Source organism: Phreatobacter sp. (assembly GCF_027532945.1).
Lineage (GTDB): Bacteria > Pseudomonadota > Alphaproteobacteria > Rhizobiales > Phreatobacteraceae > Phreatobacter.
Window position 1 is genome coordinate 39,970 of record NZ_JAPZTZ010000009.1, and the last position, 13,519, is coordinate 53,488.

Genomic DNA, 13,519 nt, shown 5'->3' on the forward strand with positions numbered 1-13,519 from the left:
GTGGATTAACCGGAAAAGGTTGCTTTTCGCTTGCGACCGGCCGCGCTTAGGCGCGCGCCGCGAGGGCGTCGGCATAGGCGGTGAGCACCCCGTCGGTCATGGCGCGGACGGAGAACTGCGCCTCCACGCGCTCGCGCAGGCGCGCGGCGAGCGCCGCCGTCTCGTCGCGCTCGTCGAGCGCGCGCGCGATGGCCTCGGCCAGCGCCCAGTCGCTGCCGGGCGCGACGAGTGCGCGCGCATCCGGCCCGAAGATCTCGGCGATACCGCCGACCGCCGTCGTCACCAGCGGCACGCCGGCGGCCGCCGCTTCCAGGATGATGTAGGGCAGCGATTCCGCCCGCGACGGCGCGATGAGAATGCGGCCCCGGGCGAAGGCCTCGCGCGCCGGCAGGACGCCGGCGAAACTGACGCTGGCCGAGAGATCCTTGTCGATGACGCGCTGGCGGAAGGCCGCCGCATCAGGCCCATCACCCACCAGAGTCGCGGTGAGTGACCGCCCTCGCGCCTTCAGGAGGGCGAGCGCGTCGATGAGCAGGTCGACCCCCTTCAGCTGCCGCAACTCGCCGACGAAAAGGAGGTCGGTCGCATCGTCGCGCAGAGGCACGGGGGCGAATTCGCCGGCGCTCACCCCGTTATGGACGACGCGCACGAGGCCCTTGGGCTTGCACACCTTGGTCTCGAAGGCGCCGAGGCCGTAGCGGCTCTCGAAGAGGAAGAGGTCGGTGCGGGCGGCGAGCACCTGCTCGAGCGTCAGATAGACGAAGCCAACCGGCGTGCCGCGCGAATAGTGCAGGCTGCCGCCATGGGGGGTGTAGGCCTTGACCCTGCCACCGCCGACGAGGCGGGCGAAGGCGCCGCCCTTGGAGCCATGGCCGTGGACGACGTCGACCTGATGCCTTGCAAGCACCTCGGCGACCGCCCGCCCGGCCGACCAGTCCGAGGGTCCGAGCTCGCGCGCCATGGGCACGCGCGTGAGGCCGAGGGCGAGCAGCGGCGCCAGTCCGGCGAAGATCGCCTCGGCGCGGTCCCCGCCGGTGGTGGAATCGGCGACAATGCCGACCCGGTGGCCGCGCGCCGCCTGCTCGCCGGCCAGGTCCACCACGTGGCGGAACAACCCGCCGACAGGCGAGCGCATGACATGGACGATGGAGAGGGGGCGATCCAAGGCCAGTCGCCGCCTAGAACCAGCGCTCGCGAACGACCACCGTGTCGCCGGGCGCCAGCGGATGGGTAAGCGGCACGTCGGCGCGGTAGAGCTGGCCGCTGACCTTCCGCGTCACCTCGACATTCCAGCGATTGGCGCGCGGCGTGAAGCCGCCAGCGATGGCAATGGCGTTCTGCGCCGTCATGCCGGAGACGAAGGGGAACTGGCCGCCGGCCGTGACCTCGCCCATGATGAAGAAGGGTCGGTAGGTCTCGACCTCGACGGAGACGCTGGGCTCGCGGATGAAACCGCCGCGCAGCCGGCCGGCGATCTCCCGGGCGAGGCTGTCGGTCGACTTGCCGGCGGCTGGGACGAGGCCGATCAGCGGCATGGCGATGGAGCCCGTGGCATCGACCGCATAGGAATTGGTGAGGCCTTCCTGGCCGAAGACCACGACCCGCAGGCGGTCACCGGTGTCGAGCAGGTAAGGGCCGCGCGGCAGGATCTGCTCATGCGGAACCAGCGTGCCTTCCCGGCCCACGGGGCCGACCGGCCCGCGTGTGGTGTCGACGATAGTTCCAGGGCCCGTGCCAGGCCGGCCGGCGCAGGCCGCCAGCAGCAAGGCTGTCGTCAGGAGAAGGATGGAACGCGTCACGCCTGTGCCCCATGAGAGCGCTGAAGCCATGGCCGCACTATCGGCGGTCGTGGTTAACAAAGGCTCAAGGCGCGCGTTTCGCGTGTGGCCGGTTAACCCGATGGCAACCCTAATGTTTTCTAATCAGCCCATTGATGTTGACGTGCATTTGGCGGGAGTGGGTTGTGGCAGGTAATGACATGCCGTTGCGGGATCGGGCGCCTCTGGTCGACCTCGACCTGAAGGGCCTTGTCGAGGCGCTCTGGGCCCGCCGGGTCTGGATCGTCGCGCCGGCGCTCGTCGCGCTCGCCGGTTCCTTCATTGCCGTCACCCTCACCACCCCGACCTATCGCTCCGAGACCCGCCTCCTCGTCGAGAGCGGCGAGTCGCCCTACACGCGCCCCGAAAGCGACCGTTCGTCGGGTGACCGCACCGCGGTCGACCAGGAGGCCGTCCTCAGTCAGGTCCAGCTGGTCCTGTCCCGCGATGTCGCCAAAGCCGTCGCGGAAAAGCTCGAACTCTCCGGCAAGCCCGAATTCGATCCGGCCCTGCGCGGCTTCAATCCCGTCAAGCAGGTCTTCATCGCCCTCGGGCTGATGGAGAATCCGCTTCGCATGACGGCCGAGGAGCGGGTGCTGCGCTCCTATTTCGAGAAGCTTTCGGCCTTCCAGGTCGACAAGAGCCGCATCGTCGCCGTGCAGTTCGAATCGCAGGATCCGCTGCTCGCCGCGCGCGCTGCCGACACGATTGCCGCGGCGGTGATGGAGGCGCAGCAGGCGAACAAGCGCAGCCAGACCCGCAATGCCAGCCAGTGGCTCTCTGGCGAGGTCGATGGCCTGCGCCGCAAGGTCGAGGAGGCCGAGGGTCGCGTCGAGACCTTCCGCGCCCGCGCAAATCTCTTTGTTGGCTCCAACAACACCAGCCTCACCGCCCAGCAGCTCGCCGAGGTGAACAGCCAGATCGCCTCCGCCCGCGCTCAGCAGTCCGACGCCCAGACCCGTTCGCGCCTGCTGCGCGATTTCCTGCGCTCGGGGCGCCCGATCGAATCGGGCGACGTCATCAATTCCGAGATCATCCGCCGCCTGACCGAGCAGCGCGCCGCAGTCCTCGCCCAACTCGCCGAACAGTCCTCGACGCTCGGGCCCCGCCATCCCCGCATCGCCGAGCTGCAGGCCCAGCGGTCGAGCCTCGAGACGCAGATGCGCTCGGAGGCCGAGAAGCTGGTGCGCGTTCTGGAGAACGACGCCCGCTTTGCCGGTGCCCGCGTCGAGGCGCTGCAGCAGACCCTCGACCAGGTGAAGCGCCAGGCGAGTCAGGCGAGCGAGCAGGAGGTGCAACTCCGCGTGCTGGAGCGCGAGGCAAAGTCTCTGCGCGACCAGCTCGAGACCCTGCTCGCCCGCTACCGCGACGCCTCCGCCCGCGACACGCTCGCCGCCCTGCCGGCCGATGCCCGGATCATCTCGCGCGCCCTTGTCTCTAATGTCCCGGCCTTCCCGAAGAAGGTGCCGACCATCCTCATCGTCACGCTGGGCACGCTCATCCTCGCGATTGCCGTGGCCGCGACCCTTGCACTGCTGGCAGGCGAGGGGCGTCCTGCGACCCCCGCATCAGCGGAGGATGAAGCGCATCCGGCAGACCAGCATCTCGACGGGGCGATTGCCGCGCCGCCGCTGGCCGCGACCGGCGACGACCATGGCCTCGGCGTGCCGGTGGCCCAGCCCGACAGCATTGGCGAACTCGCCCGCCTGCTCGACGCCGAGCCGCATCCCGGCGCGGCGCGCCGCACCCTGGTCACCGGGGCGATGGACGCGCTCGCCGCCTCAGCCGTGGCGCTGGCCCTCGCCCGCGAGCTCGCCGGCGCCGGCCGTCGCACTGTCCTCGTCGACTGCGATCCGGCCGAGGCGCCGCTTTCCGGCCTTGCCGGACCTGCGGCCCCCGGCCTGTCCGACCTTGCCGCCGGCCAGGCCGGCATCGGCGCCATCATTCATGAGGATCCCATGTCCTCGGCCCATCTCGTGCCCTGCGGCACGCTCGGCGCGGTGGAGCCCGACATGGCGGAGTTCGTCATCGACGCGCTCGCCCGGTCCTATGACGCGGTGGTGATCGCCGCCGGTCGCCTGCCGGCGAGCCCCGCCGATTTCGACGCGCTCTGCCGCCTCGGCGACGACGCGGTGGTGGTGGCCGAGGGCGATGCCCGCAATCCCGCGGTCGAAGCCGCCTATGCGCGGCTCGTCGGCGCCGGCCTGAAGCCGGTCGTGGTGATGCTGGCGGCGGAAGAGGACGAGGCGGTCGCGGCCTGAAGGCTCAGGCGGAGAGGCGGCCGCGCAGGCGCCGCAGCCGCACGATCAGCGGCCAGAGGCGCGGCGACTGCTTGATGCGGCGCTTCACCTGACCGGCGACATCCTGGACGAGGGCGGCGATGCGGCCCTTGGCGGTGACCGGGACGGCGAGGTCGAACAGCGCATCGGTGCCGTCGCAGATATGGCTCTTGTAGTCGGCTTCGCCGGCGCCGAGGTCGAAGACCGTGAGGCCGCGCTCGCAGCAATGGCGGATGAGATGATGCAGCAGCAGTTCGCCGGGACTGTGGCGCTGCTGCGGGCCGGGCGCCATGGCGTTGAACATGCCTGAATAGCGCCCGGCGGCGATGGTGCCGCCGAACAGCGCCACCGGCTCGTCGCCGACCATCAGCGCGCAGAGTTCGATGGCTGGGGTGTCGCCGGCCGCTGCCGTGAGGATGAACGCGCGCGTGCCGGGCTCGGCGAACACATTGGGGATGCCGAGTTCGGCGAAACGGGCCGCCTTGTGGGCGAGGAAGGCATCAGTGAAGCGGGCGATGGTCGTAGCGTCCCGGGCAACGGTGAACGTGACCGCGCCCTCATCGGCAAGGGCGCGCTCCTTCTTGCGCAGCTTGCGGCGGGAGGAGGATGAGACGACGCGCTCCAGCACGGCCTCCGCGTCCGGACCGAGCGCCAGATGATAGCCGAAGGAGGGTGAGGGACGGTGCGGCAGCAGCGCCAGCGGATTGGACTGGCCGGCCCAGGCGAGCGGCTGGTTGGCGAAGGCGAAGACATCGATCGCGGCGGGGGCCTTGTTGGCGACCTCCAGGAGGATGGACCTCACGGCCTGAGCGTCGAGCGAGCGGGCAAAAGCCGGCCGCCACAGGCCCATGGCGAAATTGACGTGCTTGCCGCCGATGAACGACGCCGTGGCCACGCCGCGCCGCCGGGCGATGGTGAGCGGCAGCAGCGCCTGCGGCCGGCCGGCCGGATCGCTGACGATGGCGATGCAGGTCGTCTCGCCGGCGCCGAGATGGTGCTGGAACGCCTCCTGCCAGGCGAAGAGCTGGTAGCCGCTATGCGGCGCCTCGGCGATCAGCGCCTGCCAGGCCTCGCGTGCCGCGCCGAAATCCGCGACGATGCTGACCGCGAAGGGCAGGGCGGGCGCGGCCGTTCGCGAAGGCGCGTCGGTGATCTCGGCGACCAGGCTCATCAACTCCGCCCTCGTGTCAGGGTTGTAGGCTGTCAAAGAAGTCTCAAGAAATGGTTGGCACCATCGGAGTCCGGGTTTTTGCTGAGAAGCTGATGGGAGGTGCTCGGGAATGAGCGGGGTCAGGACGTCCGTCTTCAAGGCTGGTCTGGAAGCGCTCTACCTGACGGGGGCGCACCGCATGCTGCGCCCGATCACCGGTGGCATCGGCGCCATCCTGATGCTCCATCACGTCCGCCCGGGCGAGGCGCGGGACTTCGCGCCCAATGCACTTCTCGAGGTGACGCCGGACTATCTCGACGGCGTCATCGAGCGCGTCCGCCAGTCCGGCTTCGATATCGTCACCATGGACGAGGTTCCCGGCCGCATCGCCCTCGGAGGCGAGGGGCGGCCCTTCGTCGCCTTCACCTTCGACGACGGCTATCGCGACAATGCCGAATTCGCCTATCCGATCCTGAAGAAGCACGGCGCACCCTTCACCATCTACCTGCCGACTTCGTTCATGGACCGGCGCGGCGAGCTCTGGTGGCTGGTGCTCGAACATACGGTGCGCACCCAGCGCGCCGTGACCGCCACCATTGCCGGCCGCTCCGTCCATTTCGACTGTTCGACCGCGACGTTGAAGACCGAGGCCTTCCGCGAGATCTACTGGTGGTTGCGGTCGCTGCCCGAGACAGAGCTGCGCGCCTATGTCCGCGACCTCTCCGCCCGCCATGGCATCGATTTCCGCGACATCTGCCGCGACCTCTGCATGACCTGGGACGAGGTGAGGGCGCTCGGCGCCGACCCTCTGGTCACCTTCGGCGCCCATACGGTCGAGCACCTGATGCTCGCCAAGTTCCCGGAGGAGACGGTCCGCCAGGAGCTGGTCGCTTCCAAGGCGCGGGTCGAGGACGAACTCGGCAGGCCGGTATGCCATTTCGCCTATCCGGTGGGGGACCCGACCTCTGCAGGGCCGCGCGAATTCGCCCTTGCCCGGGAGGCGGGCTTCACGACAGCGGTGACGACCCGCCCCGGTGTGCTCTTCGCCGAGCATGCCGACCATCTGACCGCTCTGCCCCGCGTGTCGCTCAACGGCCATTTCCAGTCGCTGCGCTATCTCGACGTGCTGCTCTCGGGGGCGGCCTTCGCCTTTTTCAACAGGTTCCGCAGGGTGAATGCGGCCTGAGCGGCCTCCACCGGATTTTCCGCTGCGCCCCCGTCGCGAGAAGGCCTGAATCAGATAGTTTGTGACGCGGGCCGCCCGTCGCGGTCAGCCCCAGCATGAACGGTCGATGTCAGACGCCAACGGAACACGCCCCTTTTCCGCCTTCGAGTGGATGCTGTCGCTGCGCTATCTCCGGGCGCGGCGGAAGGAGGGATTCATCTCGGTCATCGCCGGCTTCTCCTTCGTCGGCATCATGCTCGGCGTTGCGACGCTGATCATCGTCATGGCGGTGATGAACGGCTTCCGGAAGGAGCTGCTCGGCAAGATCCTCGGCGTCCAGGGCCACATGGTCCTCCAGCCCATCGACACGCCGCTGACGGACTATGCGGCCGTTGCGACGCGCCTCATGCGGATCCCGGGCGTCAGGCTCGCCGCCCCGGTGATCGAGGGCCAGGCGCTGGCCTCTTCCGCCTTCAATGCCGGTGGCGCCATCGTCCGCGGCATGCGCGCCGAGGACCTGAGGCGCCTGCCGCTGATCTCCACCAACATCAAGCAGGGCGGGCTGCAGGATTTCGACACGACCGAGGGCGTCATGGTGGGCCAGCGGCTCGCCAACCAGCTGTCGCTGCGCCTCGGCGACAGCCTGACGCTGGTCTCGCCCAAGGGCTCCTCGACGCCCATGGGCATGACGCCGCGCATCAAGGCCTATCCGATCGTCGCCATCTTCGAGGTGGGCATGACCGAGTATGACTCGGCCTTCGTCTTCATGCCCTTCACCGAGGCCCAGGCCTATTTCAACCGCGACGGCGACGCCTCCTCCATCGAGGTCTATACCGACAATGCCGACCGCATCGAGGAGTACCGTCGCCGCGTCTCCGAAAGCGTCGAGCGGCCGGTCTTCATCGTCGACTGGCGCCAGCGCAACGCCACCTTCTTCTCGGCCCTGCAGGTCGAGCGGAACGTCATGTTCATGATCCTGACGCTCATCGTCTTCGTCGCGGCGCTGAACATCATTTCAGGCCTCATCATGCTGGTGAAGGACAAGGGCCGCGACATCGCCATCCTGCGCACCATGGGCGCGACGCGCGGCGCGGTGATGCGCATCTTCCTCATCACCGGCGCCTCGATCGGCGTGGTCGGCACGCTCGCCGGCTTCGCGCTGGGCGTCCTCGTCTGCCTCAACATCCAGTCGATCCAGGAATTCGTCTCCTGGATCACCGGCACCACGCTGTGGGACCCGACGGTGCGCTTCCTCACCCAGATCCCCGCCGACATGTCCACCGGCGAGACGCTCTCGGTTCTGGTGATGGCGCTCACCCTGTCGCTGCTCGCGACGCTCTACCCGTCCTGGCGGGCCGCCAAGCTCGATCCGGTCGAGGCGCTGCGCTATGAGTGATGTCGTGAACGCCGACCGCCCGGCCGCCAGCGCCCCGAAAGAGGAGGCGCCGGTCCTCTGGCTCGACAAGGTCGAGCGCCGCTACACCGAGGCCGGCGCGCCGCTCGAAATCCTTAAGGGCGTCGATTTCGCCATCTGGCCCGGCGAGACCGTGGCCCTCATCGCGCCCTCCGGCACCGGCAAGTCGACGCTGCTCCACGTCGCCGGCCTGCTTGAGGCGCCCGATGCCGGCGAGGTCTATATTGCCGGCAAGGCCACCTCGAAGCTTGCCGACAAGGACCGCACCCGCATTCGCCGCAACGAGATCGGCTTCGTCTACCAGTTCCACCACCTGCTGCCGGAATTCTCGGCGCTGGAGAACGTCGTCCTGCCGCAGATGATCCGCGGCCTCAGTTACAAGGAGGCCAAGGCGCGGGCCTCCGAGCTTCTGACCTATCTCGGCCTCGGCGAACGCCAGACCCACCGGCCCGCCGAGCTGTCGGGCGGCGAGCAGCAGCGCGTCGCCATCGCCCGCGCCGTCGCCAACGCCCCGAGCATCCTCCTCGCCGACGAGCCGACCGGCAATCTCGACCCCAAGACCGCCGATCACGTCTTCTCGGCGCTCGGCCAGCTGGTGCGCGCCTCGCGGCTCGCCGCCGTTGTCGCGACCCACAACATGGACCTTGCCGCCCGCATGGACCGGCGGGTGACCATCCGCGACGGGCTCATCGTCGAGCTGTGACAATCTTTACGGTTTGGTAACCGGATGTGTTCGCGCTTCGTTCTCTTCACTGGACATGAGAACAAAAAAGGAACATGCTGTTCTCGTCGCTGAAAACGGAGGACGACATGATCCGCAGTTTCATCGAAGACGCCGCTGCCCTTGTGGCCCTCGGCCTTTTCACCGGCATGCTCACCGTCTGGGCCCAGGCCTTGAATGGCTGACCTCAACGGCTGAGAGGAGACCACACAGCCTGTGCATAGCGGGAGGCCGGCTGTCGCCGCGCTTGTCGTGAGCCGCCTTCGGGCGGCAAGGTCCGGGGAGACGAGTCGCGCGGCACGGGCCGCGCCGCCGGGAGGTCGGATGTCCGCGCAAGCCTTCGTGCATCTGAGGGTCCATTCCTCCTTCTCGCTGCTCGAGGGGGCTCTCTCGGTCGGCAAGCTCGCCAAGCTCGCCGGGCACGACCGGATGCCGGCGGTGGCCATCACCGACACCAACAATCTCTTCGCCGCGCTCGAATTCTCCGAGAAGCTGAAGGGCGAGGGCATCCAGCCCATCGTCGGCCTCACCCTCGGCCTCGACTGCGGCGACCGGGCGGTCGATCCGCGCCGCTCCAATCTCCAGGCGGTCAAGCCGCGCATCGCCGTCCTCGCCGCCTCCGAGGAGGGCTATCGCAACCTCATGGCCCTCACCACCAGGGCCTTCATGGACAGTCCCGACCCGGCCGACGCGGGCGTCACCTTCTCCGTGCTGGAGGCCCATGCCGGCGGGCTCGTCGCGCTGACCGGCGGGCCCGGCGGGCCGGTCGACCAGGCCTTCCGGGAGGGGCAGGGCGATCTTGCCCGCGCCAGGCTCGAACGGTTGCATGCCGCCTTCGGCGATCGCCTCTATGTCGAGCTGCAGCGCCACGGGCTCGACGAGGAGAAGGCGGTGGAGCCGGACCTGGTCGAGGAGGCCTATCGCCGTGGCCTGCCGCTGGTCGCCACCAACCAGTGCTACTTCGCCTCGCTCGGTGATTATGAGAGCCACGACGCGCTCATCGCCATTGCCGAAGGGCGCATCCTTTCCGATCCGGAGCGGCGGCGGCTGACGCCCGAGCACCGGTTCAAGACCCAGGCCGAGATGGTGGCGCTCTTTGCCGACCTTCCGGAGGCGGTGGCCTCGACGGTCGAGATCGCCCGGCGCTGCCACTACCGGCCGAAGACCCGCAAGCCCATCCTGCCGACCTTCACGGAGGAAGCCGGCGGTGTCGCGCTCGACGAGGCGGCGGCGCTCGCCCGCCAGGCGCGCGAGGGGCTGGACAAGCGCCTTGCGGCCCATGGGCCGGCGCCGGGCCTCACCGAAAAGGACTATCGCGACCGCCTCGACTTCGAGCTCTCGATCATCGAGCGCATGAAGTTTCCCGGCTATTTCCTCATCGTCTCCGACTTCATCAAATGGGCCAAGGCCCATGAGATCCCAGTCGGCCCCGGCCGCGGCTCGGGCGCCGGCTCGCTCGTGGCCTATGCGCTCACCATCACCGATCTCGATCCCTTGCGCTTTGCCCTGCTCTTCGAGCGCTTCCTCAACCCCGAGCGCGTGTCGATGCCCGACTTCGACATCGACTTCTGCCAGGACCGCCGCGACGAGGTGATCCGCTATGTGCAGGAGCGCTACGGCCGCGCCCAGGTGGCGCAGATCATCACCTTCGGCACGCTGCAGGCGCGCGGCGTGCTGCGCGATGTCGGGCGCGTCCTCGAACTGTCCTATGGCCAGGTCGACAAGCTCTGCAAGCTGGTGCCGCAGAACCCCGCCGCTCCCGTGACGCTCGACAAGGCGATCGAGGGTGAGCCGAAGCTGCAGGCGGCGCGCGACGAGGACCCGGTCATCGGCCGCCTCTTCGACGTTTCCACCAAGCTCGAAGGCCTCAACCGCCACGCCTCCACCCATGCCGCCGGCCTCGTCATCGGCGACCGGCCGCTGGTCGAACTCGTGCCGCTCTACCGAGACCCCAAGACCGACATGCCGGTCACCCAGTTCAACATGAAATGGGTGGAGCAGGCGGGCCTGGTGAAGTTCGACTTCCTCGGCCTCAAGACGCTGACCGTGCTGCAGAAGGCCGTCGACCTCATCCGCCGCCGCGGCATCGACATCGACCTCGCGGCCATTCCGATCGATGACGCGAAAACCTACGAGATGCTGGCCAAGGGCGAAACGGTCGGCGTGTTCCAGGTGGAAAGCGCCGGCATGCGCAAGGCCCTCGTCGAGATGAGGGCGAGCCGCTTCGAGGACATCATCGCCCTCGTCGCCCTCTATCGCCCGGGCCCGATGGCCAACATTCCCGTCTATTGCGCCCGCAAGCACGGGCTGGAACAGCCCGAATATCCCCATCCCCTGCTGGAGCAGGTGCTCTCCGAGACCCACGGCATCATCGTCTACCAGGAGCAGGTGATGCAGGCAGCGCAGATCCTGTCGGGCTATTCGCTGGGCGAGGCCGACCTCTTGCGCCGCGCCATGGGCAAGAAGATCAAGGCGGAGATGGACAAGCAGCGCGAGCGCTTCGTCTCCGGCTGCGTCGAGCGGTCGATCCCCAAGGCCAAGGCCGACGAGATCTTCGACCTGCTCGCCAAATTCGCCGACTACGGCTTCAACAAGAGCCACGCGGCGGCCTATGCGCTCGTCTCCTACCAGACGGCCTATCTCAAGGCGAACTATCCCGTGGAGTTCATGGCCGCCTCCATGACCCTCGACCTCTCCAACACCGACAAGCTCTCGGAATTCCGCCGCGAGGCGCTGCGTCTCGGCATCGCCGTCGATGCGCCGAGCATCAACCGCTCGGGTGTGCATTTCGACGTCGCGGACGGGCGCATTCTCTATGCGCTCGCGGCGGTGAAGGGGGTTGGCGCCCAGGCGGTCGAGGCCATCGTCCAGGCGCGCGGCGACAAGCCCTTCCGCGACCTCGGCGACTTCGCCCAGCGCATCAATCCGCGCATGCTCAACCGCAAGACGCTGGAGAACCTCGCCTCCGCCGGCGCCTTCGACGACCTCGAGCCGAACCGCGCCGCCGCCTTCGCCGCCATCGACCAGGTGCTGGCCGAGGCGCAGCGCCAGGCCGAGGGCAGGGCGCTCGGCCAGGACGAGCTTTTCGGCGGCTCTGGCGCGCCGCTCATCCGCGTTCCGAAGGTCGAGCCCTGGCTGCCGGCCGAGAAGCTCGACGAGGAATACAAGGCCATAGGCTTCTTCCTCTCCGGCCATCCGCTCGATGACTACCAGGCGGCGCTGAAGCGGCTGCGCATCGAGCCCTATGCCCAGTTCGCCCGCTCGGTGCGCCAGGGGGCGAGTGCCGGGCGCCTCGCCGGGGTCGTCACCGCCCGGCAGGAGCGCCGCACCAAGACCGGCAACAAGATGGGCATCGTCACCTTCTCCGACCCGTCAGGCCATTATGAGGGCGTGCTCTTCTCGGAAGGCCTTGCCCTCTACCGCGACCTGCTGGAGCCCGGCCGCGCCGTGCTGATGGCGGTCGGCGCAGAGGTGCAGGGCGAGGACGTGCGCATCCGCATCCAGTCGGTCGAGCCGCTCGATGAGGCGGCGGTGCGCGTCCAGAAGGGCTTCCGCGTCTTCATCGAGGATCTCGGCGCCGTCGACAGCGTGGCGAAGCGCCTGCCCGGCAAGGGCGACGGCGAAGTCAGCCTCGTCATCCGCCTCGCGGATGCGGCGAGCGAGGTCGAGGTGAAATTGCCCGGCCGCTTCGCCGTCTCGCCGCAGATCGCCGGCGCCATCAAGGCGGTGCCCGGCGTGCAGGCGGTGATGGAGCTCTAGAGGCCCACGGCGGTCGGCGCCCGCCGCGGCCCTGAGGTGTGTCAGGGATCGAGCCCCGCCAGCCGTGCCGGCAGGCCGGCGATGGCGGCCTCGTCGGCATTGGCGAAGGCGAAGCGCAGGTGATCCTGCTGGCCCGGGCCGAAATAGGAGCCGGGCAGGCCGAGAACGCCGCGCTCCCGCGCGAGGCTCTCCGCCACACGCTCGGCCGGCACACCGGCGAACGGGTGCCGCACATAGGCGAAATAGGCGCCGATCGAGGAGATGGACCAGCCCGGGCAGGCCTGAACGACACGGGCGAAGGCGGCGATGCGGCCGTTGATCGTCGTGCGCATCGCGGCGCGCCAGTCCGCCGTGCCATCGATCGCCCAGGCAAGCGCCTCCTGGGCGGGGCGTGCGGCGCAGATCTGCACGCTGTCCAGCACCTTAAGAATCTCGCCCATGGCCTCCGGCCCGGCGGTGATCGCGCCTGCGCGGTGGCCGGGCACAGCATAGCTCTTCGAGAATGAATAGAGCTGGATCACCGTGTCGCGCCAGGTCGGCTGGGCGAGGAGGCCATGGGCGCGGTTGGCGCCGTCGGCGAGAAAATCGCGATAGGTTTCATCGATGATCAGCGCGAGGCCACGCCGGCGGGCGAGTTCCGCGAAGGCGGCGATGACCTCCTCCGGATAGATCGCCCCGGTCGGATTGTTCGGCGTGACCAGCACCAGCGCCCGCGTCGTCGCGTCGATGAGGGCTTCCGCAGCGGCGACGTCCGGCACGAAGCGATCCTCGGGACGGCAGGGCAGGGGCGTGACGCCGATGCCGAGCATCTGCAGGGTCATCTGGTGGTTGAAATACCAGGGCGCGGGCAGGATCACCGAGGATCCCGGCCCCGCCACCGCGAGCACCGCCGCGAGAAAGGCGAGGTTGCATCCCGCGGTGATGGCGACATCGGCAGGGCCGATATCGCCGCCATAGGCCGCCGCGACATCCCGCGCATAGGCCTCGCGCAGCGCCGCATCGCCGAGGATCGCGCCATAGCGCGCGACCTCCGGCTTTGCCGCCGCCGCGCCGAGCCGGGCCAGCAGTTCCGCCGGGGGCGGCGCGCCGGGGGCTGCCTGCGAGAGGTCGATGGCAGGGCCACGGCTGCCATCATAGGAGGCCATCCAGGCGCGCGCCGCGGGGATCGGCGGCGTGCCGGTGTCGACGACCTGCGGATTCAGCGCGAACAAGGG

9 protein-coding genes are annotated in these 13,519 nt (G+C 69.0%); 5 read left to right on the top strand and 4 right to left on the bottom strand.

Annotation, left to right across the window (positions count from 1 at the left end):
- Positions 1–46: 46 nt before the first annotated feature.
- Positions 47–1,165, bottom strand: a complete 1,119-nt coding sequence (locus O9344_RS06910; RefSeq protein ID WP_363321926.1) for a glycosyltransferase family 4 protein — start codon at positions 1,163–1,165, stop codon at positions 47–49.
- A 13-nt stretch (positions 1,166–1,178) separates the two neighbouring features.
- Positions 1,179–1,799, bottom strand: coding sequence for a polysaccharide biosynthesis/export family protein (locus O9344_RS06915; protein WP_298474568.1), 621 nt, complete (start codon positions 1,797–1,799; stop codon positions 1,179–1,181).
- A 179-nt stretch (positions 1,800–1,978) separates the two neighbouring features.
- On the opposite strand from O9344_RS06915, the gene O9344_RS06920 reads away from it, so the two are divergent.
- Complete coding sequence (locus O9344_RS06920) at positions 1,979–4,078, top strand: Wzz/FepE/Etk N-terminal domain-containing protein (RefSeq protein ID WP_298474570.1); 2,100 nt, start codon at positions 1,979–1,981, stop codon at positions 4,076–4,078.
- 4 nt (positions 4,079–4,082) lie between these two features.
- Here O9344_RS06920 and O9344_RS06925 read toward each other — a convergent pair whose 3' ends face one another.
- Positions 4,083–5,267 carry a GNAT family N-acetyltransferase gene (locus O9344_RS06925; protein ID WP_298474572.1) on the bottom strand — a complete coding sequence of 395 codons (1,185 nt, stop codon included), beginning with the start codon at positions 5,265–5,267 and terminating at the stop codon, positions 4,083–4,085.
- A gap of 109 nt (positions 5,268–5,376) precedes the next feature.
- On the opposite strand from O9344_RS06925, the gene O9344_RS06930 reads away from it, so the two are divergent.
- From O9344_RS06930 to dnaE, 4 genes are all read left to right on the top strand, one after another.
- Entirely contained in the window at positions 5,377–6,432 is a 1,056-nt protein-coding gene (locus O9344_RS06930; protein ID WP_298474574.1) for a polysaccharide deacetylase family protein, read from the top strand.
- A 106-nt stretch (positions 6,433–6,538) separates the two neighbouring features.
- Positions 6,539–7,807, top strand: a complete 1,269-nt coding sequence (locus tag O9344_RS06935) for a lipoprotein-releasing ABC transporter permease subunit (RefSeq protein WP_298474576.1) — start codon at positions 6,539–6,541, stop codon at positions 7,805–7,807.
- A complete protein-coding gene (locus O9344_RS06940; RefSeq protein ID WP_298474578.1) occupies positions 7,800–8,528 on the top strand; it encodes an ABC transporter ATP-binding protein in 729 nt (242 codons plus the stop codon). The genes O9344_RS06935 and O9344_RS06940 overlap by 8 nt, the downstream gene beginning before the upstream one ends.
- Positions 8,529–8,870: 342 nt before the next feature.
- Entirely contained in the window at positions 8,871–12,305 is a 3,435-nt protein-coding gene (gene dnaE, locus O9344_RS06945; RefSeq protein ID WP_298474580.1) for a DNA polymerase III subunit alpha, read from the top strand.
- Between the two features lie 41 nt (positions 12,306–12,346).
- On the opposite strand, the gene O9344_RS06950 is transcribed toward dnaE, so the two are convergent.
- Positions 12,347–13,516, bottom strand: coding sequence for an aminotransferase (locus O9344_RS06950; RefSeq protein WP_298474582.1), 1,170 nt, complete (start codon positions 13,514–13,516; stop codon positions 12,347–12,349).
- Positions 13,517–13,519: the final 3 nt, after the last annotated feature.

Bases quoted from the DNA above. Each gene is read 5' to 3' on its own strand.
- O9344_RS06920 (WP_298474570.1), top strand. From the start codon at position 1,979: ATGCCGTTGCGGGATCGGGCGCCTCTGGTCGACCTCGACCTGAAGGGC.
- O9344_RS06925 (WP_298474572.1), bottom strand. From the start codon at position 5,267: ATGAGCCTGGTCGCCGAGATCACCGACGCGCCTTCGCGAACGGCCGCG.
- O9344_RS06930 (WP_298474574.1), top strand. From the start codon at position 5,377: ATGAGCGGGGTCAGGACGTCCGTCTTCAAGGCTGGTCTGGAAGCGCTC.
- O9344_RS06935 (WP_298474576.1), top strand. From the start codon at position 6,539: ATGTCAGACGCCAACGGAACACGCCCCTTTTCCGCCTTCGAGTGGATG.
- O9344_RS06940 (WP_298474578.1), top strand. From the start codon at position 7,800: ATGAGTGATGTCGTGAACGCCGACCGCCCGGCCGCCAGCGCCCCGAAA.
- dnaE (WP_298474580.1), top strand. From the start codon at position 8,871: ATGTCCGCGCAAGCCTTCGTGCATCTGAGGGTCCATTCCTCCTTCTCG.